This window comes from Aminobacter anthyllidis (genome assembly GCF_018555685.1).
Lineage (GTDB): Bacteria > Pseudomonadota > Alphaproteobacteria > Rhizobiales > Rhizobiaceae > Aminobacter > Aminobacter anthyllidis.
The window spans coordinates 159646-181105 of the sequence record NZ_JAFLWW010000004.1; the positions used below are offsets into that span (position 1 = coordinate 159646).

Genomic DNA, 21460 nt, shown 5'->3' on the forward strand with positions numbered 1-21460 from the left:
GGGCGCACCACGAACTCTGTCGCCAGGGTTGCCACTCATCTGGCTATTACGTTGCGGCAGTTTGTTTTTGCTGTCAAACGATATCGTTGACATTGATGTAAAAAGATTAGCGCTGGTGCATATATGGAGCTGCCGTGGGCTCCTTGTTGCATTTAGTGTGCGATGGAGAGCGGGTAACTCCGTTGGGGGAGACTGACACCAGGACGGTGCCAATTTTCGCTGTAATTTCAACTGCCATGACAAGTTAAGCGCAGCTTGCCCGGATCCTGGGAAGTTTGAATTGGCGCGTTTTTGGGGCGGCCACTTTGGACCTCGAACGCCAGGCTGAGCAAAAAAGGTCGTTGACACCGATGTCAAAGCTACGTAGCGTCAAGGTCGAAAGAGCAATCGCAAGCCCTACCGCCCTCGACATCTGAGGCAGTACTTTGACCTCCTTCAGATATTGAAGCGACGCACTGCGTCGAACCTTGCTCGAAGTCAGGAAGCATCAATGGTATCCGCTGCCCTCATTCATCTTGAAGATCGCGTGAAATCGGTCAAACGGGCCAAGGTCCGCTTCTACCGCAATCCTGGTGTTCGGGCGGAGTCTCTCCTGGAGGCGGCGCTCGAATGCTTCGCTGAAGAAGACTATGAGAGCGTGACGATCCCGCTTATTGCCAAAAAGCTGGGTGTTGCCCATTCCCTGATCTACTATTACTTCAAGAACAAGGACTCGCTTTACCAGTCTTCGGTGCTTCATGCGCTCGACCGACTGATGACCAATTATGGCGAGGTCGTTGCACGGCATGACAGTCCGGCCGAGTTGCTGAGTGCCTACCTGGATCTCAATGTCGAGATGTCGGAAACGCTACGCAGCCTCGTGCGCATCATGTTCGTCAATGCCGGGGGCGCCAGCGATGCCGGCCCCAAGTTCATCGATAGCTTCGTCGAGGACTTCTATGAATCGGAAAAGCGAATTCTTGCAGATTGCATCCGCCAGGGCGTCGAGATCGGAATGTTTACCTGCCCGGATCCCGAAGAGATGGCGGCATTCATCTCGCGCAACATAGACGGCATCTACTTCGGCAGCTTCATGCCGCATGGCGCGCCGATCCCGGCGGCGATGCGTTACCTCAAGGAGGTGACCTGGGGCCTGCTGCATTATGCGGGAGATGCCAGGACCAAGACTCCGTCCACGACCAAAAGCGGGAGATAGCCATGTGCCAGGTATGCGGCTGCGGGCCTGAGAACATTCGTATCGATGGCAAAGGCGATGCCGAGCTCGATGGAAGCCATGAGCATCACCATCACCATCACGATGGCCACCACCATCATCATGACGGGCACGACCACGGTCATTCCCATCATCATGGTCATGATGGCGATCATCATCACGACAACGATCCCCGCCAAGTCGAAAATCCGCGCCACAGCGACCTGCATTTCGGCAAGGACGCCGCGAAGACCCACGTGCCGGGCATGAGCCAGAAGCGGTTGGTGCAGATCGAGCAGGAGATCCTAGCCAAGAACGGCATGTTTGCCGACGACGTCCGAGGCGAACTCTGTGGCCATGGCGTGCTTGGGCTCAATCTGATCGCCAGCCCCGGAGCGGGTAAGACCACCTTGCTGGTCGAAACGCTGCAGCGGTTGAAAGGCACGTTCCCGACCTGGGTGATCGAGGGCGATCAGGAAACCTCCAACGACGCCGACCGTATTCGCGCCACCGACACCCAGGCGGTGCAGATCAACACCGGCAAGGGCTGCCACCTGGACGCCGATATGATCCAGCGCGCGCTTGCATCGCTTTCGCTGCAGCAGGGCGGAGTACTGTTCATCGAAAACGTCGGCAATCTGGCGTGCCCAGCCGGCTTCGATCTTGGCGAAGCGCACAAGGTGGTCATCTTGTCGGTGACCGAAGGCGACGACAAGCCGGTCAAATATCCGGAGGCGTTCGCCGCGGCCGACCTTCTGGTTATCTCGAAGTCGGATCTGGCGCCCTACTGCGATTTCGACATCGAGGCCTGCGTTGCCCGCGCTCGTGAAGTCAACCCGTTGATCGAAACCATCGTGGTTTCGGCGCGTGACGGCACGGGCATGACGGAATGGCTCGACTGGATTGTCCGCGCCCGCCAACAGCAATTGCAGGACCTCGCGCGAGACCTGCAGACACGGGTCGAATCCATCCGCAATACATTGCACGCGTGAGGTTGGCGTCATGCACGAACTCACTATCGCCTCAAGCATGATTGATCTCGCCAGCGATCACGCATCGCGCAACGGCAGCGCGCGGGTCACCGGAATGCATGTGCGCCTTGGCGTCATGTGCGGCATTGCCCGCTCGCTCTATTTCTGCTTCGGCCCGGCGACGCGCGGCACGCTTTGCGAAGGCGCCAAGCTGCACATCGAAGAGGTGCCGCTGACAATATTCTGCGAGCACTGCGCCGAGGCGCGCTCGCCGATCTCTCTTTCCAATCTTCGCTGCCCCGACTGCGGGAGGCCTTCACGCAAGGTGCTGTCCGGGCGCGAGATGGAACTGACCCATATCGAGCTTGAGGAAAAAGCTCCACATCCGGCGTTGGCCCCGGTTGGGCAAACACTTCAGTAGTTACATCTGTTGGGAGGAACAGCAGCATGCTTGATCGAAAAGCAGACATAGCCAAGTGGCAGTTCACGCCACATCAACATCGTGGCCCTGCCGAGCAATTCGGCGAGAACGACCATATCTATTCCCCGAAACTGCACAACGGCTCGTTCAAATCCCGGGGTCTCGCGACCTTCATGGGCGCGCCCTATTGCCCGCCGGACCGCCACAAGATCCGGGAAATGGGCGCGAAGATCTGCTTTCTGGCCGTGCCTTGGGACCAGGGCCAGATCGTGCGCGCCGGTGCTTCGCAGGGTGCTTCAGGTCTGCGTGAGGCAACGACGCAGTACTTCCCCTACATGTTCGAATACGACGTCGACCTGCTGAGCTATTTCCGCATCGTCGACTGCGGCGATGTACCGACAGTGCCCGGCAACAACATCAAGTCGCAGGAATACACCACCGACTACGTCACCGAATGCCTCGAAGGTGGCGCCAAGGTGATCCTGTTCGGCGGCGATCACTCTCTGCCGATCCCTGGCGCCAAGGCGCTGTCGCGCTTCACCGGCGCCGGCAAGATGGGTTACCTGCACGTCGACAGCCATCTCGACGCCGGACCCGATTGGGCCGGCAATCTGATCACCAACTGCTCCGGCGCGCCGCGCGCTCTCGACCTGCCCAACTGCAATGCCAGAAACATGGCGCATATGGGCTCGCGCAACGGCCTCAATCCCAAGGACTGGTGGGACTTCTACGTCGACAACGAGATCCGCGTCGTCACCATGCCCGAGATGATCGAGCGCGGGCTGGAGGTGTGCGCCAACGAGATTTTCGAACGGGTGAAGAAGGACGCCGACACACTCTACTTCACCTGGGATACGGACTCGATCGACATGAGCTGCATGCCCGGCTCGACTTCGCCGGAATGCTACGGCCTGAAGGGGCGCGAAGCGATCCAGTTCGCGCGGATCGCCGGCCGACACGGCTGCGACATTCTCGATGTCGTCGAGCTCTGCCCTTACTTCGACTCGAGCCAGATCAGCGCCAAGATGACGGTCAACATGATCTACCACTATCTCGGCTCGCGAGCCCAGACGCTGCGTCAGCAGGGCAAGCAACCGTAAGAATTCTCAGGGAGGAGATACAGTCATGAACCCAGCAAAATCCTACGCCCACCTGTTCTCGCCACTAGGCGGCGACGCTGGTGACAACTACCGCGCACCTGGCCTGATCACGTTCCTGCGTTCGGCCCACGTGCCGCTGAACGCCGAAGCGCTCAAGGCCTGCGGCGCCAAATATGCCTTCGTCGGCGTGCCCTTCGATGAGGGCAATGTCGGCAAGCCCGGATCGGAGGACGGACCGCGCGAATTCCGCCTCGTCTCGCAGGAGTACTTCTCCTATTGGTTCGAATACAATGTCGACCTGCACGGCGCGGCTGTCGATTGCGGCGACGTTTCGATGCCGAAGGTCAGCCCGGAGGTGGCGCACGAGCGCATCTATCGTGCGGTCCGCGAAGTGCTGAAATCCGGCCTCACGCCGATCATCTGCGGTGGCGACCGCTCGATCTCGATCGCCGCGGCGCGCGCGCTTTCAGACCATATCGGCGCAAACAAAAAGATGGGCTACATGCATTTCAGCGCCCAGCTCGACATGGCCGACAGCTGGGCCGGCGAGCGCAATCTCGCCCCTTGCGCCATGGCCCGCATCACAGAGCTGCCCAACCTCGATATCAAGAATGTCGCGCATCTGGGTGCTCGCAATGCTATGAACCCGAAGGACCATATCGACCTGTCGAAGGAGAGGGGGCTTCAGTTCGACTCGATGTTCGATCTGTTTGACGGGGGCATCTACCCGTTGGTCGAGCGCTCGATCGAGCGGGTCTGGGGCGATACCGACGCGCAGTATCTCAGCTTCAATTTCAACGTCATGGATTCGTCGGCAGCACCCGGCGTCACCTCGACGGAACCAGGCGGCATCGAGTCGCGGGAGATGATGCGCATCGCCGACATGATCGCCAAGCGAGGCAGTGTCAGCGTCATCGATCTCACCGAGCTTTGCCCGATCTTCGACATCAGCGGCACGGCGGCGCGGCTCGCAGCCTGCGTCATCATGCGGTTGATGGCGTCGTTGGCGGCACAAAATGGCGACGTGATCGACGCCAACCTGCGCCGCACCGACCTGGTCGCCGCTGAGTAACAGACAAACACTTGGACAAGGCCGGCTGCGGCCGGCCACAGGAGTTGATGGTGAACACGATAACGAACACGAAGAAGATGACGCAGTTCGCTGCAGCGGTTGCTGTTGCCTATGTCGCGTCGACGATGCCGAGCTACGCGCATTTTCTGCCCGAAGCCGGCGGCCTTGGAGCGGGTCTATCTCACCCGCTCTCCGGGCTCGACCATATCCTTGCCATGGCCGGAGTCGGCATCTGGGCCGGGCAGAATGCCGACAACGAGCCGGTGTTCCGTTGGCTGCCGCTGGGCTTCGTCATCGGCATGATCGCCGGCGCGGTGTTTGGCATGACCGGGCTGTCGCTTCCCTTCGTCGAACTTGGCATTGCCGGATCGGTCGTTCTTCTTGGAGCAATCGTTGCACTGGGCAGCCGAGTGCCGTTCGGCGCGGCCTTTGCGATGACCGTTGTCTTTGGCGGCCTGCATGGCTTTGCCCATGGTCAGGAATTGCCAATCGCCAGCAATGCCTTCCTCTACGGGCTGGGCTTTGTCGCTTCGACCGTGGTCCTGCATGCGATGGGCTTTTCGTTGGCAACCTTCGTTGCGCGCCTGTCCTGGCGCACAGCGCTCAAGGTGGGCGGCGGCGGCATCGCCGCAGCGGGCGTTGCCCTGGCCGCCGGCCTGGCTGGCTGATCAGTTGAACCAGGTGATCGGCGGAGCCGGCGCGGCCGCGCTCCGCCTGGCCTGAGCGTTGGAGGGCGCTCAGGCCCATCGCCTCCACAAAAAATCCTGAAATTCTGTCGCTGGCCATACTCATGTGGAGCGACGAACGAAAGTTCTGGCGCATGTCTGCCGCGCCGGCACGAAATCTGTTTGCCAAAATTACCGGAGGATACAATGACTTTGAGCTGGCGCTTTACCGCCCTCGGCGACCGCCATCGCGCGCTGGGTTCCAATCTCGAGGATTGGAGCGGCATGGGCACCGCGTGGACTTACGATGCCGACCCGTTCGACCAGCATGTTGCGATCCGCACCAAGGCCGGCCTTATGGACGTTTCGGGCTTGCGCAAGATGCACCTGATTGGACCGCATGCGATCGCGGTTCTTGAGTATGTCACGACGCGCAGCGTCGCAAAGATTCAGCCGGGTCGTTCGGTCTATGCCGCCATGCTCAACGAGCGCGGCCATCTGATCGACGATTGCGTGATCTACCGCAACGGCCCCAACTCATGGATGCTGGTCTCCGGCACCGGCACCGCGCATGAAGAGATCATCAAGCAGGCGGCGGGCCGCAACTGCGCCGTGCTGTTCGACGACGACCTGCACGATCTTTCGCTGCAGGGGCCGGTGGCGGTCGATTTCCTTGCCAAGCACGTGCCAGGCATTCGCGAACTCAACTATTTCCACCACGTTCACACCACGCTGTTTGGTGCTCCGGTGACCATTTCGCGGACCGGCTACACCGGCGAGCGCGGCTACGAGATCTTCGTACGCGGCCAGGATGCACGCCTTGTCTGGGACACCATCTTGTCCGAGGGCAAGGAGATGGGCATCATTCCGTGCTGCTTCAGCACGCTCGACCTGCTGCGCGTCGAGAGCTATCTGCTGTTTTTCCCCTACGACAACTCGCAGATGTACCCGCTTCCCGGTCAACCGGCCGGCGACAGCCTGTGGGAACTCGGCCTCGACTTCACCGTTTCGCCTGGCAAGACCGGCTTCCGCGGTGCCGAGGAACATTACCGCCAGAAGGGCAACGAGCGCTTCAAGATCTTCGGCATGCTGATCGAAGGCGACAAGATGGCCGATCTCGGCGACGAGGTCTGGGCCGATGGAAAGAAGGTCGGCGTCATCACCTGCCCATCCTATTCGAAGCTGACCAAGCGTTCGATGGCGATTGCCCGTCTCGACGTGCCCTACGCCAGGCAGGGCGTGAAGCTCGAGGTGCGCGGCAAGTCGCTCAATGCCAGTGCCATCGCCCACACGCTGACCTTCGACGATCCGGAAAAGAAAAAGCGTACCGCAAAGGGCTGAGACGCACGGGTGATGCTTTGATCGCTGCGCTGCTCGATCGCCCGGTCGATTGTGGCGCAGTGTGATAGCGAAGCGGGCACTTCGACTTCGAAGCGCCCGCTTCGGGAATGGATAGGCCAGGTCCAAGTTGGGACCTCAGGCTTGGTCGTCTCCGCGACTGGTTTTCAACCGAGCCAGATCAAATAACATGCTGGCTGAAATCCGCTGCTCAGCGCTATTACGCCTGATGGCCCATCAGCCGCTTGGCGTAGCCGGGTATCTCAAGCACTGTGGAGCACCCAGTGGCGCATGACGCCATTGCGGAAAGCCATGACGCCGCCGGCGACGACCTAGCGTCGATGGAGGCGCTGGCGGGATTCGTAGAGATATTGCAGGCAGATGATAACTGCGGCGATCAGCAGATAAAAAACCGACACGACCAGCAGCACTTCGATTGCCTTGTAGGTCTCGGCGATGATCGTGGTCGATGCTGCGGTCAGCTCGTCGATGGCGACCAGGCTGGCCAACGAACTGCCCTTGACCATCTGGATGGCGTTGGAAAACAGCGACGGTGCGGCGAGCCGATAAGCCTGTGGGGTCATCACCTTCCAGTAGATGGCGAAGGGTTTCAGCCCGAGCGCCTTGGCCGCGTCGAGCTGGCCCGCGGGCACGCTTTCGAAGCCGGAGCGCAGGAATTCGAGATTGTAGGCGGTCGAAGCGAATATCAGGCCGATCAGCGCAGAGGGCACCGGCTCGAGATAGATGCCGAGCCGGGGCAGCCCGTAATAGAGTGCAAACAGCAATGCCAGCACGGGTGCAGCGCGAGCGAAGAAGCTGTAGGCGATGATCAAGCGCCGGAAGACGCCATCCGGCCGCTGCATGTAGATGGCGAGCGGCAACGCAAGAAGGTTCGACACGACAATGACAATCACGGAGATCAGCAGCGTCATGCCGAGCCCGTTGAGCAGCATGTGCTGGTAGCTGGGGTCGAGAAGGATGCTCATCGCGCCATCGCCTGCGTCGGCTTGCGCTCGTTGAAGACGAGCAGCGGCGTCACGATCAGGATGTACAGGCCGACGGCAAGCGCCAGGAAGGTGAAGGGCGCGTTGGTGGCGGCGATGCCCTGCTTGGTGACGTAGAGGATTTCGCTGACCGACACCGCCGAGGCGATCGACATGCGCTTGACCGTGCCGATGGCGTAGGTGATCCAGCCCTTGCGTGCCAGCGGCAATACCTGCGGGATGAGAATGCGCCGGAACACCGTTTGCGACGACAGGCCGAGCGCCTTGCCGGCCTCGTACTGGCCGAACGGGATGGTTGCCAGCGCGCCCTTGAACACCTGGTAGTCGAAGGCGATGCCGACCAGCGTGAAGGCGATGATGGTCGAGCCGATGGGGCCAAAATCGATGCCTATCTGTGGCCCGCCAAAGAAGAACAGGAACAGGACGACCAGTTCCGGCACCGAGCGGAAGAAGGCGCTGAATGCCTCGATGCCCTTGCGCGCCAGCGATTTCTCGCGGCCGTAATGGACGAGCGACAGCAGGAGGCCAAACAGCGCCGACAGCGTGAAGATCACTGCCGACAGCGCAATCGTTAGAACTGCCGCGGTCAACAGCCGCGGCAGCCAGGCAATCGCAATTTCCATGTCCGGCCGCCCCTCCGGCTACGCTAGCTACTGAGCCTTTGACCAATCGATCGACGCGCCGAACCACTTGTCGGCGAGGCCCTGCAGCGTGCCATCCTTGCGCCATGTCTCGAACAGGGCGTCGATAGCGTCTGCCAGCGGCTTGTTCTTGTTGTTGACGGCGACGCTCTGGGTCACGGTGGAGAGCAGATCGTCAAGCGTGACGACGCCCGAGAGCTTGCCCGATTTGGCGAGATATTTTGGCCCGAGGAAGTCGTGCGCTGCGAAGTCGATGCGGCGGTTCTCGAGGTCGAGGAATAGCTCCGTCGAGCCGGGATACTCGCGGCTCTCGGTGACGCAGTCTGCCGGCAGCTTCTCCTTGGCGACCTTCTGGAACGAGCCGCCGCGCACGGCACCCATGGTCTTGCCGCAAACATCCTTCCAGCCTGTGATGCCGGTGTCGGCCTCGCGGCGGGTCACGGCGACGCCGTTGACGATGTAGGGCGACAGCAGGAAGAAGTCCTTCGAGGCAAGCCGCTCCGGCGTACGGCTTACGCCTGAGGCGATGGCATCGAAGCGTCCGGCGGTCAGCCCCGGCAGCAGGCCGGCAAAGTCGAGCTTCTCGAACTTGGCGGTAACGCCGAGCGATTTCGCGATCAGGTTGATGACGTCGATATCGAAGCCTTCAAGCTCGCCCGTGGCGTTGGTCATGCTGAATGGCGGCGCCGAACCCGATGTACCGACCGTGATCGTGTCGGCGTTGACGAGGGCGGCCTTGTAGTCCTGCGCACTTGCCGCGCTCACGCCGAAAACCGCGATGAGGGCCAGCAGTGCTGTCCGCGCAAATCCCATGATCACTCCTTTGATGGGTAGCTTGAAAACAGAATGTTTGGGTTATATCACAAACCGCTAAAGCCACCAAGGCGGCAGCCAATTTGGATACGATACTTTCTGGAGAATCTGTTTCTCAAGAACGGCCGTTCCGAAAGTTCGAGGTTTTGTGGAATGGAACTGCGTTTCAAGCTCAACTACCTGTTTCAGGGGCAGAATTCGCCGTTCCTGCACGCCGTTGACGCCGGCTATTTCGGCGACCATGGCCTGTCTTGCACGTTCGTCGAGGGCTTCAGTTCGTCGCTGGTGACACGCGCCCTTGTGGGCGGCGAAGCTGATATCGGATACGGTGATGTATCCTCGGTTTTCGAGCGCGCGCTGCGCACTGGCGAGACTGAGATCTCATGCCTCGTGCCGATTTACGACCACACGCCTTGCTGCCTCGGTTATCTCTCCGACGGCAATCGCCTCACGCTGGCTGACATTCCTGGCAGCACCTTGTGCGGGCCGAACGGCGACACCTCGGCGCGCCTGCTGCCGCTGCTGCTCAAGCGCAACGGCCTTGCGCCGGACAGCTACACCTATCTTGGCGTCCAGCCGGAGGAACGCGACCGGCTGGTGGCGCAGCGTTCGGTGCTTGCGGCCACATGCTTCGATGCGACGCTGAAGTTTGCCATGCAGATGCGCGGCTATGACACCAGTGCCCTCGAGTTCCTCTACTTCGCCGATAACGGTCTCGACACCTATTCAGGCGCGCTTGTGGCGCTCAACTCGGTGTTGGAGACGGAGCCGGGCCTTGCCGGCAGGCTGCAGGCTATCACCCGCCAGGCTTGGCACGATTGCCGGGCAAACCCGCAGCTCGGCGTCGAAGCGGTTATCAGGCGCTCGCCTGACATGGATCCCGAAATCGTCCGCAACCAGCTGACTTGGATCCTCGAGCGCCAGGTATTCCCGAATGGGGCACTGCGGATGGAATTCGATCTCGAAGGTGCCAAGATGGCCGACACGCTCGAATGCGCGGTCTTTACGGTTGGTGGGGATGCGCGTCGGTCGGCCGAAGGGCTGGCGGCCGCTATATGCCAAAACTAGGCAAATTGCAGCGATCCGCCGGGCGCTTTGGAGTAGGGCTGCGAAGTCCGCGGTACCTGCTGTCGGCGTCGAACGGATGGACGCCCCGGTGTGGGCAGCCCATTTTCGATTGGTCCCACCATGCTTGTATGTTAGGAATAACTAATTCCTCGCAGGGGTGGCTTTCGGCAGCAGCGTCATAAGTTGCGCCGGCCATGGCCGGAAGCCGGCTGACGAGGGGCTGGAAGGCGGAGGATAAGATGTTCGCATTTCATCTTGCCATGGACGGCAGTTGAGCATGGGCTCGACGGGCGAGCCTTGGCGCGTCGGCGTCCTCTTCTCGCAATCCGGAGATACCGGGGCGATCGAGGAGACGCAGCTCAAGGGCACGATGCTGGGCATCGCCGAAATCAACGCGGCCGGCGGCATCAATGGCCGTGAGATCGTGCCAATCATCTATGATCCGACATCCAGCACCGAACTCTATTCCCATTATGCGCGGAAGCTTTTGATCGAGGATCGCGTCACGACAATCTTCGGTTGCTACACTTCGACAAGCCGCAAGGCCGTGCTGCCGCTGGTAGAGCGGGTCAATGCGCTGCTCTGGTATCCGACGCGCTACGAGGGCTTCGAATTCTCGCCCAACATCATCTACACCGGGTCCTCGCCCAACCAGAACACCATCGAGCTGATCAACTACCTGCTCACGACCCACGGTAACCGGTTCTACCTGCTCGGCACCGACTATTGTTATCCCAGGCGGACCAACCGGATCGTTCGCGATCTGGTGTGTGGCCAGGGTGGCACGATCGTCGGCGAGGAATATCTGGGTTTCGGTGCGAGCCCGAACGATTTTCGACCGATCATCCGCGACCTGCGCAACAACAAGCCCGACGTCATCTTTTCGACGGTCGTCGGTCAGGCGATCTCTCACTTCTACCAGGCCTACACTGACGCCGGCTTCACCCCCGACAACATGCCCATCGGCAGCTTGAACACCTGCGAGGCGGAACTGCGGCTCATGGGAACGGACGTCGGGGCCGGACACATCACCGCTGCGACCTATTTCGAGAGCGTGGAGAATGAAGAAAACGACCGCTTCGTTCGCCTCTTTAAGCAGCGTTTCGGCGAAGATGAGTCGACCAACATGTGTGCCGAGGCTGCATATTTCCAGGTTCACCTCTTCGCCCAGGCCGTCGCCGAGACGAACAGCATGGACACCGACACCTTGCGCCCGGCGGTGCTTGGCCGGGAAATCGCAGCCCCTCAGGGGCGGATTGGCATCGACTATAAGAACAGCCATGCCGAGCTTTGGACGCGGATCGGTAAGGCAGACGACCACGGCCGGTTCGACATTCTGCGGGAATCGATGGTCGCGCTGCGGCCCGACCCATTTCTCGTGACGTGAGGGTGACCGACTTGCCTGAGAGCTCAGCATACGAGGTTCGGTCATGAGCGGTCCTTCTGCTTCTCGCGGATACCACGGAGCGGGCGCCGATGGGTCGCAGCGTGCAAGCGGTGCGCAACCAAGGGCTACGCGCGGATCGGGCAGCGTGCAGGCGGAATTGCGCCAGTCGACAGTGCTGCTTGTCCATCCGCGCGACAGTGAGGGCGATGCCGTCGCGCGTGAGGTCAGGCGAGTTGGATGCCGCGTCGAGATGGCCTGGCCAGCGCCAACACTGCCGCCAATCGGATTCGACTTCGCACTGGTGGCAATCGATGCCGAAGTGCTTGCGGCCGCCCCATGGCTTTCCGGTGCGCCGCCGGTGCCCGTCGTGGCAGTCGTCGACGGCGACAAGGGCGTGCCTGTCGACGTGCTCAGGCTTTCCAATGCTCAGGCGGTATTAGTCAAGCCATGCCAGCCAGCCGCGATCCTGTCCAACTTAGCGCTGGCGCGAAATGTGTTCAGCTACGAACGGCGGTTGCTCAACAAGGTAGCGAAACTCGAAGAGACGCTGCATGCCTCGCGGCAGATCGAGCAGGCCAAGCTCATCCTGATGACGCAGAAGAAGCTGCGTGCCAACGAGGCTTATGACTACCTGCGACGGCAAGCCATGACCAAGCAGATGTCGGTCGCCGCAATTTCCGCCGCCCTGGTTGACGCCTACGGCCTGATGGAATAATATCAAAGTGTTCGTGAGGCCTCGTGGCTTCCGAAGGCTCCAAGTGAGCCAATCTCCGCAGCAAAAGCGCTGCGTTTCATAGAGGATCAAGATTGACCTCGCGCAAACTCAGGTTTCTGAGTGCGCGGGGTTTTTGCGTTTTTCTACCGCCTGTGGCTCGCGCCAGGAGAAATACGCCAGGAGGTTTGAGGTAGGCATCAACTGACCCTCGCGGGTCGGAAAGAATACTTATTGCCTGATCGGAACTATCGCAACGGCTGCCCCGAGTGGGGCGGCTGAACCCTGAACTATTGCCAAATGCAGGAGGTAGCTATGGCGCAGTGGAAGATAGACAAGGAAGTTGACTACGAAATCTTCGAGCTTGGAGATCTGAAACTCCAGAAAGGGATGACCCTTCCCAACGCAAAGCTGGCATACAAGACGTTTGGCAGGCTCAATGCCGACAAGAGCAATGTCATTCTCCTGCTGACCTACATGGCCTCGACCCACTACGACAACCAGTGGGTCATCCGTGAAGGCGGCGCGCTCGACCCGAGCAAGTATTTCATCATTATCCCCAACGTCTTCGGCAACGGCCTGTCGTCCTCGCCGAGCAACACGCCGGCGCCCTACAACAAGGCGCGCTTTCCGCATGTCACCTACTACGACAACATCAAGGCCCAGCATCGCCTGCTGACCGAGAAGTTCGGCATCACCAAGATCAAGATGGTCACCGGTTGGTCGATGGCCGCTGCGCAGACGTTCCATTGGGCCGCGCTCTATCCCGACATGGTCGAGACCATCTGCCCGACTGCCGGCTCAGCGAAGACGGCAAAGCATAACCACGTCATGCTGGAGGGCGTGAAGGCGGCACTGACGGCCGACGATTCCTTCAAGGAAGGCTGGTATGACGACCAGCCGTTCAAGGGCCTGCGCGCTATGGGGCGCGTCTATGCCGGCTGGGGCTTCTCGCAGGAATTCTTCCGTAAGGAGGAATATCTCGAGCTCGGCTACGCCTCCGTCGAGGACTTCATCGTCGGCTATTGGGAGCAGTGGTTCAACCTGCGCGACGCCAACAACATGGTCGCGATGATCCGCACCTGGCAGTCCGGCGACATCAGCGACAACGAGCTCTACAACGGCGACTTCCGCAAGGCGCTCGGCGCCATCAAGGCCAAGGCGATCGTCATGCCGGGCGACTGCGACCTCTACTTTCCGCCGGAAGACAGCGCGTTCGAGGTCGAACACATGCCGAATGCGGAACTTCGCCCCTTCCGCTCGAGCCACGGGCACTTCGCCGGCGGCTCCGGCCTCAGGCAGGCGGATGTGAAGTTTCTTGACGAAGCCTGGCGGGAGTTGCTGGCGAGCTGAGCCGCAACGTCTTTCCTTTCCGATCATGAACTTGGACCGGGCCTATCCGCACGGATAGGCCTCAAAGCAAAGGGGAACGCAAATGATAATAAATTCAAGCGTCAATCGCCGGTCATTCCTGAAGACGACAGCAACTGCTGCTGCAAGCCTGGGCCTGATCGGCGCGGGTGGCCGCGCTTTCGCGCAAGAAGACACGATCAAGATCGCCAGCTTGCTCGATCTTTCCGGCGGTCTCGATGCGGCCGGAAAGCCGATGCAGGACGCCATCACCTTCGCCGTCGAGGAGATCAACCAGGCAGGCGGGTTGCTGGGCAAGCAGATCAGCCTGATCACCTACGATACCCAGACCGACATGCGGCTCTATCCGCAGTATTCCCAGCAGGCGGCTTTGAAGGACAAGGTGTCCGCCGTGTTTGGCGGCATCACGTCAGCCTCCCGCGAGGTGATGCGGCCGGTACTTCGGCGGCTCAACACGCTGTATTTCTACAACACCCAATATGAAGGCGGCGTCTGCGACCGCAACATTTTCTGTACCGGCATTACGCCGGCCCAGAAACAATCCAAGCACGTGCCCTATGCCATGAACAAATGGGGCAAGAAGATCTACACGCTGGCTGCTGACTACAATTACGGCCAGATCACCGCCGCCTGGACCCGCAAATACTGCACTGAGAACGGCGGACAGATCGTTGGCGAGGATTTCTTCCCGCTCGACGTAACCAACTTCGGATCGACCATCCAGAAGATCCAGGAGGCCAAGCCCGACTTCCTCTATCTCGTCCTGGTCGGTGGCGCGCATCAGTCGTTCTACCGGCAATGGGCGGCCGCCGGCATGAACAAGCAGATCCCGATGGCGTCGACGACGATGACCATCGGTGGCGAGCAGATGGTGCTTTCGCCCGAGGAGACCAACGGCATCCTGTTGTGCTTCAATTATTTCGAGGCGCTCGAAACACCAGCCAACAAGGCCTTCCTGGAGCGCTTCCACAAACGCTTTGGCGCCGACTACCCTTATGTGACCGAGCTGGCCATGGCGACCTACCAGTCGGTCTATCTGTGGGCGGAAGGTGTCAAGAGGGCAGGCACCGCCGAGCGCATGCCGGTGATCGAAGCGCTCGAGTCCGGCATCAGCCTCGACCTGCCCAGCGGCAAGTTCTCGATCGATCCGCAGACGCATCACTGCGTCATGGACATCAATATCGGCCAGATCCAGGACCGCAAGATCAACATCCTGGAGAGCTTTTCGCAGCAACAGCCGCTCGACACCTCGGGTGTCTGCGATCTCAAGAAGAACCCTGACGACAACTCGATGTACGTCATCAAGGTCTGAGCGACCCAAAAAAGCTTGCGGGTCGTTCGGTCGCGTTGGAGCGAACGACCCTGCAGCGTTCCAGGAGGCCTGAAATGGACCTGCTCGTAGTACTTTCCTTTGAGGCTCTCAAAGCCGTTGCAAGCCTGGCGCTGATCAGCGTCGGACTTGCCATCATCTTCGGCATGATGAGGGTCATCAACCTCGCCCATGGCGAGTTCCTGATGCTTGGCGGCTACGCGGCGATTGTCGCCACCAAGGCCGGGATCAACATCTGGATCGCCACGCTGCTTGTCAGCCCGCTCGTGGTGGGGGTGATCGGTGTGGTGATCGAACGGACGATCATCCGCTTCCTTTATGGCCGGCCGCGCGACACCATGCTTGCAACCTGGGGGCTGAGCCTTCTGCTCGTCGGTCTGGCCACCACCATTTTCGGCAATACCACCGAGGGCATATCGGCACCGGCCGGCTCGCTACAGATCGGCGACTATCGCATCGCTGCCTACTCGCTGATCATCATCGTCATCGCAATTGCTGTGTTTGCCGCGATCTGGGCGGTCTTCCGCTTCACGCGCTACGGGCTGATCGCACGCAGCACGATGCAGAATGCCGACATGGCCGCCGCACTGGGCGTCAATCCATCGCGTGTCTATGCCGTCACATTCGGCGTCGGCGCCGGGCTTGCGGGCCTCGCCGGCGGCGTCATGGCACCGATCACCGGCATCGTGCCGACGATCGGTGCTGCCTATGTCGCCAAGGCTTTCATCACCGTCATCGGCGGCGGCCCGGCTATCCTCGCGGGCACGGTTTCGGCCTCCGTCATGTTCGGGGCGATCGACCAGATCATCACATATCTCTCTACCCCGGTTATCGGCGAGGTGGCGCTTTTGGCCGCTGCCGTCGTGCTGCTGCGGTTCATGCCGCAAGGCATCACCGGGCGCTTCTTCAGGAGGGCGGCATGACCGCGAATTGGCAAGGAAACGGCGGACTGGTTGCCGCCACTGTATTGGGCCTGGTGCTGTTGCTGGCGCTGCCGCAGATCGTTGACCCGGTCATGATGATCGAGCTGACGTCCTATGTGATCATGGCGATCCTGGCGCTCAGCCTCGGGCTGATCTGGGGCTATGGCGGTATCCTGTGCTTTGGCCAGTCGGCTTTCTTCGGCATCGGCGCCTATGCCTATGCCATCGCCGTCATCAATTTCGGCGACAGCACCATTCCGCTGCTGCTTTCGATCATCGTCCCCGGGCTGTTTGCGGCATTGCTCGGCTATTTCCTGTTTTACGCGCGCATCACCGACGTCTATTTCGGGGTTATCACGCTGACGGTGACGTTGATCCTCTACAAGGTCATGGGTGCGACTTCAGGTTCTCAATATGTCATCGGGGCTGCGCCCTTGGGTGGCTACAATGGCATTCCGGCTGTCCCCCCCTTGAATTTTCCGGGCCGACCCGAGCTGGCACTGTCCTTTGATGGCCTTTTCTATTTGTCCGGTGTCACCTTGCTGGCGGTGTATGTCGGCCTTCGGCTGATGCTGAAGAGCCGCTTCGGCCAGGTCGTCGTTGCCATCCGCGAAAACGAACGCCGTGCCGAACTGCTCGGATATGACGCGCGGTTCTACAAGCTGGCGACCTTCGCCATCGGCGGCGCGATCGCTGGCCTGGCAGGTTGCCTGTTCGCCAATTGGGGCATGTTCATCAGTCCCGACGTCTTCGGACTGGCGCAGTCGGCGCAGGTCATCATCTGGGTGATCGTGGGGGGCACCGGCACGCTGCTCGGTCCTATCGTCGGATGCTTCGCCATCCAGTGGATCGCGACGAAGCTCGGCGCCCAGCAGCTCCTCAATGCCAACCTGGTGCTCGGCACGATCCTGATCGGCTTTGTCCTGCTGGTCCCGAAGGGCGTAGTGCCGACCATTGGTGATGCTCTTCGGCGGCTGAAATTCTGTCCCTATGTCGCACCGCTGGTCGAGCAGAGGAGGGTGCCATGACTTCGCCCGATTGCATCTTGGAAACCCGGGGCCTCGAAAAACGCTTTGGCGGCGTCGTTGCCATCGCAAGCGTCGACTTCACGCTGAAGCAGCGTGAACTGCGCTGCCTGATTGGCCCCAACGGCGCTGGCAAGAGCACCTTCTTCAAGATGCTCACCGCACAGCTCAAGCCGACGACCGGCCGGATATTGTTTGACGGCGTCGACATCACCCGGGCCCAGCCGCATCACGTCAGCCGGCTGGGCATCGGCATCAAGAACCAGGTGCCCGATGTCTTCAACAACCTGACGGTTGCGGAAAACATCTCCGTTGCCGCCCGTTCTCGTCATGGCAAGGCGCGCGCGGGGGCAAAGGGCAAGGATGTCATGGAGCGGTTGGGCCTGACCGCCCTGACAGGCAGGCTGGTCGGCGAATTGGCCCATGGCCAGCGCCAATGGGTCGAACTCGCCATGGTAGTGGCGCTCGAACCGAAGCTCATATTGCTCGACGAGCCGGCCGCCGGAATGACGGCTGATGAGACCAACAAGACCGCCGAACTCATCCTCGAGGTCAACAAATCGGCGGCAATCGTGGTGGTCGAGCACGACATGCAGTTCATCAAGCAGATCGCGCAAACGGTGACCGTCTTCCACCAGGGGCGCGTGCTGATCGAGGACACGATGGAAAAGGTTCAGGGCAACGAGTTGGTCCGCGAAGTCTATCTGGGGAAGTCAGAAGATGATTGAGGTCAAGAATCTGCACTCCGGCTACGGTCGGATCCCAATCCTGCACGGCATCAACTTCACGATGAAGCCAGGCGAGGTCGTCGGTATCCTCGGCCACAACGGCATGGGCAAGACCACGCTGTTGCGGACGCTCGTCGGCCAGATCAAGACGACGCAGGGGCGCATCGAGTTCGACGGCCGCGACGTCACTTTTGCCAGCCCGTCCGAGCGCGCTCGCGCCGGCATCGGTTACGTGCCGCAGGGGCGTGACATCTTTCCGCTGCTCTCCGTCATGGAGAACCTGAAGATGGGCGAGATCATGCGCGGCGGCGAAAGCGCGATACCTGAGATGCTCGGCCATTTTCCGGTGCTGAAAGACCTGCTCGAGCGGCCCGGTCGTGGGCTCTCAGGCGGACAGCAGCAGATCCTGGCGCTGGCTCGCTGCCTCGCCGGGCGGCCCAAGCTGATACTGCTCGACGAGCCGACCGAAGGCATCCAGCCCTCGATCGTCGATCTCATCGCCGAAAAGCTCGGCGAACTAAAGGCCAGTCTGGGCCTGGGCATCATTCTCGTCGAGCAGGATATCCGCTTCATCCGCCAGTTGGCCGACCGCGTGCTGATCATCCAGAAGGGCGCGTTCGTTGCCGAGATTTCTCCTGATCAGCTCTACGACAGGGAAGTCGTCGACGCGCATCTGGGGATCTGACATGGGCGGCCCGCTGCCGCGCGAGTTCGCCACGGGTCCGGAACTTGTGGCCAATTGTTCCAGGGGACGTTGAATGTTGAAGCTGAATTCGATTGTCGGATTGGCGGCTGACCAGCAGTTGAGCGCCCGGCTCCATCTGCTGGATCACGAAGGCCGTGTCGAGTTCATCATGCTCGACACCGCCGAAATCGCCCGCCGGCGCCTGTCGGTGACAACAGACCGTGGCACGCTCTGTGCGATTTCCCTGCCGCGCACGCAGCGGCTTGTCGATGGCGCGGTGCTGTTGCTGGAGGACAAACGCGCCATCGTTGTCCGCGCCGAGCCGGAACGGTGGCTGGTCTTCAAGGCCGCCGATGCCGCGGCCGGGATCGAGCTTGGATATTGCGCCGGCAACATGCACTGGCCGGTTCGTTTCGAAGGCGACCATCTCTACGTCGTTGGCGAACTTGGATCGGGCCACGTTCTCGACCGGCTGCACCACGTACTCGACAGGGGCGACGTGATTTTCCTCGGCGAAGACAGGTGACGGCTGCCCATCAGGAAATGCCGACGGTATCCCAAATCGGCAACCCTCGAACGTTCCGTTGGCGCTTCTTACGCCAGCGTTAGCATGGCGCGCTGGTCTTCGAGATATCGCCTGAGATGTGCGGCCGACATCGGTGCGCTGAAGAAGTGCCCCTGGACGGCGTCACATCCGGTCGCCCGGACGATCAACAGCTGTTCTTCGGTCTCGACGCCTTCTGCGACAGTGGTCATTTCCAGTGCATGTGAAAGGTTCACGATCGCGCTGACAATCGCCCAATGGTCGCGGTTGCCGACGATTTCGGCGATGAAGGAACGGTCAATCTTGACCTTGTCGACGGGAAAATTCCTGAGGTAGCTGAGGGACGAGTAGCCCGTCCCGAAATCGTCGAGCGAAATCTTGACGCCGAGCGCGTGCAGCCGGTTCAGGGCGAGCAAGGTTTCCTTGTTGTCGCCGAGCAGCAGGGATTCGGTGATTTCGAGTTCAAGGCGCTCGGGTGCAAGGCCTGTCAGCGACAGCACGTTGGCAACGGTGCCGACGATGTTTCCCCGCCTGAACTGACCCGGCGACAGATTGACCGCAACACTCACGTGGCCCGGCAATTTCACCGCTTCCCGGCAGGCTTTCTCGAGTACCCAGGCGCCGAGTTGCACGATCAGACCCGTGCTTTCGGCGATCGGGATAAACTCGTCGGGCCGGATCTGACCGCGCTGGCAGCCCGGCCAACGCAGCAACGCCTCGACCACGGCGACTTGCTTGCTCTGGAGATTGACGATTGGCTGGAAGGCCAGCTCAAACTCCTTGTCGAAATCGGCTCCCCTGAGATCGAGTTCGAGCATGCGCCGGCGTTGGAGCCGGTCATCCATCTCCGGCGCATAAAACTGATAGCTTCCACGTCCATCGCTCTTGGCGCGGTAAAGTGCCAGATCGGCATTCTTCACCAGGTCATCGGCAACGCCGTCGCAATCTGATGCAAGCGCTATTCCGATACTTGCGCCGATGACGACATGGTGGGCGTCGAGGTGATACGGTTCTTCAAGAGCTTCGATCAGCCGCTGTGCCACATGCGCTGCCTCATCGCGCCCTACTGCGGGCTGGACGACGAGAAACTCGTCGCCGCCAAGGCGGGCAACGACATCATATTCGCGGACCATGCCAGAGATGCGATTGGCAACCTCGCGCAGCAATGCATCTCCGACGGGGTGGCCTAGCGTGTCGTTGACGTTCTTGAAGTTGTCGAGATCGAGGCAGAGAACCGCGGTGTCCTGATGGTGCCTGCGGCCATGCGCCAGCTCCTGTTCCAGACGCTCGCGCAGCAACAGGCGGTTTGGCAGCCCGGTCAGTGGATCATGGCGCGCCATGTGGGCAATGCGCTCTTCCGAAAGATGGCGCTCGGTGATGTCCTCATAGGTGGCAACCCATCCGCCTGAATCCATTGGCTGATGCAGGATCGAGACGATGCGGCCGTCTACAAGCTTCTGCAGCAGGACGCCTGGCTGGCCCTTTTCGATCAGCTGCTGCTGGGAGCGATAGGCAAGGTCGGCGCCTTGTTGCGTGGACGTCGCGGCGTCGATCGATGCCTGCATGATCTGTTGGGGGGTGGTCCCGGGCGCAAGGCTGCTGTCGGGGAGGCCGTACATCGCGGCGAACTTGCTGTTGCTGACGATAAGCCGCTGGTCCGCATCGAACATGCACAGGCCCTGCGACATGTTGCTCAAGGCGGCATCGAACAGGCCGTTCTGGGTGGCGAGGGCGTGGTTCGCGCCGAGCACTGCGGCGTTGGCCGTTTCAAGGTCATCGGAGGTGCGGCGAAGATCCTCGTTTGCGGCATTGAGGGCATCGGAAGTCTGCGTTAGCAGCCGGTTGTGCCACCGCAGAAGTGCTATGAAGGCAAGGCTGCACAAGAAGAAGCCAATCGCCACCCCAGAGAAGCTGCTATGCAGGCTCAGCAGCTCGTCGTCGACCTTGGCTGCCTGCACGGCGCTGTACTGGTTGGCTTCCGAGGCCAGGCCGATAAGCTCGGCCTCCAGCGCGCGCATCGAGGTGAGGACGGATCGCGCCTGGTCGGGTTCGTCGATCTGGGCAATGACGCTGTCCATGTTTTCGACAAACGCGGACAGTTGGGCAATGATCGCCTTTCGCTCGGGCGCCTCGTCGACAAATGCCTCGAATTGGCCGGTGGTAAAGCCACCGAGCCGGCTCTTCAGAATCTCGAAGCGGAGCTTCGTGTCGGCCTTGAGCTGATCGTTTGGAGAAGCAGCCAGCGAGGCCACCCGCTGGTAGAGGCGCAGATATTCGTTGACGCCCTGGCTGGCACTCCACGCCACGTCGTATCGCGAGAGCTTTCCAATAGATGCCTGACGTTCGAAGATGACGACGGACAAATAAGCCGCGGCGATAGCGAACGCGGCAATGGTGCCGATCAGCAGTGCCTTGAGCAGATGGAACGCAAGTGCACGGCGGGACCCAGGCGCTAACAAAGCAGCCATGA

21 protein-coding genes and 1 pseudogene are annotated in these 21460 nt (G+C 60.8%); 18 read left to right on the forward strand and 4 right to left on the reverse strand.

Features of this window, described 5'->3' with window-relative positions; translation table 11 throughout:
* Positions 1-442: 442 nt before the first annotated feature.
* The 8 genes and pseudogenes from J1C56_RS14605 (at position 443) to J1C56_RS14635 (ending at position 6762) form a co-directional block, all read left to right on the forward strand.
* Positions 443-1195, forward strand: coding sequence for a TetR/AcrR family transcriptional regulator (locus tag J1C56_RS14605; protein ID WP_214390598.1), 753 nt, complete (start codon positions 443-445; stop codon positions 1193-1195).
* Positions 1196-1197: 2 nt separating this feature from the next.
* Positions 1198-1416: pseudogene (locus J1C56_RS32900) on the forward strand (hydrogenase nickel incorporation protein HypB); the annotation flags it as partial.
* A gap of 42 nt (positions 1417-1458) precedes the next feature.
* Positions 1459-2184: a hydrogenase nickel incorporation protein HypB gene (hypB, locus tag J1C56_RS14610; RefSeq protein ID WP_246591387.1), complete on the forward strand. Its 726-nt coding sequence runs from the start codon at positions 1459-1461 to the stop codon at positions 2182-2184.
* Positions 2185-2194: 10 nt separating this feature from the next.
* Positions 2195-2584 carry a hydrogenase maturation nickel metallochaperone HypA gene (hypA, locus tag J1C56_RS14615; RefSeq protein WP_214390602.1) on the forward strand — a complete coding sequence of 130 codons (390 nt, stop codon included), beginning with the start codon at positions 2195-2197 and terminating at the stop codon, positions 2582-2584.
* 26 nt (positions 2585-2610) lie between these two features.
* Positions 2611-3684, forward strand: a complete 1074-nt coding sequence (locus J1C56_RS14620; protein ID WP_214390604.1) for an agmatinase family protein — start codon at positions 2611-2613, stop codon at positions 3682-3684.
* Positions 3685-3709: 25 nt separating this feature from the next.
* A complete protein-coding gene (locus J1C56_RS14625; protein ID WP_214390606.1) occupies positions 3710-4756 on the forward strand; it encodes an arginase family protein in 1047 nt (348 codons plus the stop codon).
* A gap of 50 nt (positions 4757-4806) precedes the next feature.
* Positions 4807-5424 (forward strand): HupE/UreJ family protein, encoded by a 618-nt coding sequence (locus J1C56_RS14630; RefSeq protein ID WP_338001443.1) that lies wholly within the window; start codon positions 4807-4809, stop codon positions 5422-5424.
* 204 nt (positions 5425-5628) lie between these two features.
* Entirely contained in the window at positions 5629-6762 is a 1134-nt protein-coding gene (locus tag J1C56_RS14635; protein WP_214390608.1) for an aminomethyl transferase family protein, read from the forward strand.
* 329 nt (positions 6763-7091) lie between these two features.
* On the opposite strand, the gene J1C56_RS14640 is transcribed toward J1C56_RS14635, so the two are convergent.
* Genes J1C56_RS14640 through J1C56_RS14650 form a run of 3 tightly spaced genes read right to left on the reverse strand, consistent with a single transcriptional unit; the run spans position 7092 to position 9217 of the window.
* Positions 7092-7745 (reverse strand): amino acid ABC transporter permease, encoded by a 654-nt coding sequence (locus J1C56_RS14640; RefSeq protein WP_214390610.1) that lies wholly within the window; start codon positions 7743-7745, stop codon positions 7092-7094.
* Positions 7742-8386, reverse strand: coding sequence for an ABC transporter permease subunit (locus tag J1C56_RS14645; protein WP_214390612.1), 645 nt, complete (start codon positions 8384-8386; stop codon positions 7742-7744). The genes J1C56_RS14640 and J1C56_RS14645 overlap by 4 nt, the downstream gene beginning before the upstream one ends.
* A gap of 27 nt (positions 8387-8413) precedes the next feature.
* The gene (locus J1C56_RS14650) at positions 8414-9217 is read right to left on the reverse strand and encodes a substrate-binding periplasmic protein (RefSeq protein WP_214390613.1); all 804 of its coding nucleotides are present in this window, start codon (positions 9215-9217) and stop codon (positions 8414-8416) included.
* 153 nt (positions 9218-9370) lie between these two features.
* On the opposite strand from J1C56_RS14650, the gene J1C56_RS14655 reads away from it, so the two are divergent.
* The 10 genes from J1C56_RS14655 to J1C56_RS14700 all read left to right on the forward strand — a co-directional run bounded on the left by J1C56_RS14655 (position 9371) and on the right by J1C56_RS14700 (position 18972).
* Positions 9371-10285 carry an ABC transporter substrate-binding protein gene (locus J1C56_RS14655; protein WP_214390615.1) on the forward strand — a complete coding sequence of 305 codons (915 nt, stop codon included), beginning with the start codon at positions 9371-9373 and terminating at the stop codon, positions 10283-10285.
* Positions 10286-10562: 277 nt separating this feature from the next.
* Positions 10563-11672, forward strand: coding sequence for a transporter substrate-binding domain-containing protein (locus J1C56_RS14660; protein WP_214390617.1), 1110 nt, complete (start codon positions 10563-10565; stop codon positions 11670-11672).
* Between the two features lie 145 nt (positions 11673-11817).
* Positions 11818-12387 (forward strand): ANTAR domain-containing response regulator, encoded by a 570-nt coding sequence (locus tag J1C56_RS33305; protein ID WP_214390625.1) that lies wholly within the window; start codon positions 11818-11820, stop codon positions 12385-12387.
* A gap of 312 nt (positions 12388-12699) precedes the next feature.
* Positions 12700-13737 carry an alpha/beta fold hydrolase gene (locus J1C56_RS14670; protein ID WP_214390627.1) on the forward strand — a complete coding sequence of 346 codons (1038 nt, stop codon included), beginning with the start codon at positions 12700-12702 and terminating at the stop codon, positions 13735-13737.
* Positions 13738-13819: 82 nt separating this feature from the next.
* Positions 13820-15067 (forward strand): transporter substrate-binding protein, encoded by a 1248-nt coding sequence (locus tag J1C56_RS14675; protein ID WP_214390629.1) that lies wholly within the window; start codon positions 13820-13822, stop codon positions 15065-15067.
* Positions 15068-15141: 74 nt separating this feature from the next.
* The gene (locus J1C56_RS14680; RefSeq protein ID WP_214390631.1) at positions 15142-16008 is read left to right on the forward strand and encodes a branched-chain amino acid ABC transporter permease; all 867 of its coding nucleotides are present in this window, start codon (positions 15142-15144) and stop codon (positions 16006-16008) included.
* The gene (locus tag J1C56_RS14685) at positions 16005-17036 is read left to right on the forward strand and encodes a branched-chain amino acid ABC transporter permease (protein WP_214390633.1); all 1032 of its coding nucleotides are present in this window, start codon (positions 16005-16007) and stop codon (positions 17034-17036) included. Before J1C56_RS14680 ends, J1C56_RS14685 begins: the two co-directional genes overlap by 4 nt.
* A complete protein-coding gene (locus J1C56_RS14690) occupies positions 17033-17761 on the forward strand; it encodes an ABC transporter ATP-binding protein (protein ID WP_214390635.1) in 729 nt (242 codons plus the stop codon). Before J1C56_RS14685 ends, J1C56_RS14690 begins: the two co-directional genes overlap by 4 nt.
* The gene (locus tag J1C56_RS14695) at positions 17754-18446 is read left to right on the forward strand and encodes an ABC transporter ATP-binding protein (RefSeq protein ID WP_214390637.1); all 693 of its coding nucleotides are present in this window, start codon (positions 17754-17756) and stop codon (positions 18444-18446) included. Before J1C56_RS14690 ends, J1C56_RS14695 begins: the two co-directional genes overlap by 8 nt.
* Before the next feature lie 73 nt (positions 18447-18519).
* A complete protein-coding gene (locus J1C56_RS14700; RefSeq protein ID WP_214390639.1) occupies positions 18520-18972 on the forward strand; it encodes an urease accessory protein UreE in 453 nt (150 codons plus the stop codon).
* 68 nt (positions 18973-19040) lie between these two features.
* On the opposite strand, the gene J1C56_RS14705 is transcribed toward J1C56_RS14700, so the two are convergent.
* A complete protein-coding gene (locus tag J1C56_RS14705; RefSeq protein ID WP_214390641.1) occupies positions 19041-21458 on the reverse strand; it encodes a putative bifunctional diguanylate cyclase/phosphodiesterase in 2418 nt (805 codons plus the stop codon).
* Positions 21459-21460 lie beyond the last annotated feature (2 nt).

Bases quoted from the DNA above. Each gene is read 5' to 3' on its own strand.
- J1C56_RS14625 (WP_214390606.1), top strand. From the start codon at position 3,710: ATGAACCCAGCAAAATCCTACGCCCACCTGTTCTCGCCACTAGGCGGC.
- J1C56_RS14695 (WP_214390637.1), top strand. From the start codon at position 17,754: ATGATTGAGGTCAAGAATCTGCACTCCGGCTACGGTCGGATCCCAATC.
- J1C56_RS14660 (WP_214390617.1), top strand. From the start codon at position 10,563: ATGGGCTCGACGGGCGAGCCTTGGCGCGTCGGCGTCCTCTTCTCGCAA.
- J1C56_RS14635 (WP_214390608.1), top strand. From the start codon at position 5,629: ATGACTTTGAGCTGGCGCTTTACCGCCCTCGGCGACCGCCATCGCGCG.
- J1C56_RS14620 (WP_214390604.1), top strand. From the start codon at position 2,611: ATGCTTGATCGAAAAGCAGACATAGCCAAGTGGCAGTTCACGCCACAT.
- J1C56_RS14675 (WP_214390629.1), top strand. From the start codon at position 13,820: ATGATAATAAATTCAAGCGTCAATCGCCGGTCATTCCTGAAGACGACA.
- J1C56_RS14650 (WP_214390613.1), bottom strand. From the start codon at position 9,217: ATGGGATTTGCGCGGACAGCACTGCTGGCCCTCATCGCGGTTTTCGGC.
- J1C56_RS14690 (WP_214390635.1), top strand. From the start codon at position 17,033: ATGACTTCGCCCGATTGCATCTTGGAAACCCGGGGCCTCGAAAAACGC.
- J1C56_RS14645 (WP_214390612.1), bottom strand. From the start codon at position 8,386: ATGGAAATTGCGATTGCCTGGCTGCCGCGGCTGTTGACCGCGGCAGTT.
- J1C56_RS14705 (WP_214390641.1), bottom strand. From the start codon at position 21,458: ATGGCTGCTTTGTTAGCGCCTGGGTCCCGCCGTGCACTTGCGTTCCAT.
- J1C56_RS14685 (WP_214390633.1), top strand. From the start codon at position 16,005: ATGACCGCGAATTGGCAAGGAAACGGCGGACTGGTTGCCGCCACTGTA.
- hypB (WP_246591387.1), top strand. From the start codon at position 1,459: ATGAGCCAGAAGCGGTTGGTGCAGATCGAGCAGGAGATCCTAGCCAAG.
- J1C56_RS14670 (WP_214390627.1), top strand. From the start codon at position 12,700: ATGGCGCAGTGGAAGATAGACAAGGAAGTTGACTACGAAATCTTCGAG.
- J1C56_RS14700 (WP_214390639.1), top strand. From the start codon at position 18,520: ATGTTGAAGCTGAATTCGATTGTCGGATTGGCGGCTGACCAGCAGTTG.
- J1C56_RS14680 (WP_214390631.1), top strand. From the start codon at position 15,142: ATGGACCTGCTCGTAGTACTTTCCTTTGAGGCTCTCAAAGCCGTTGCA.
- J1C56_RS14640 (WP_214390610.1), bottom strand. From the start codon at position 7,745: ATGAGCATCCTTCTCGACCCCAGCTACCAGCACATGCTGCTCAACGGG.
- J1C56_RS14655 (WP_214390615.1), top strand. From the start codon at position 9,371: ATGGAACTGCGTTTCAAGCTCAACTACCTGTTTCAGGGGCAGAATTCG.
- hypA (WP_214390602.1), top strand. From the start codon at position 2,195: ATGCACGAACTCACTATCGCCTCAAGCATGATTGATCTCGCCAGCGAT.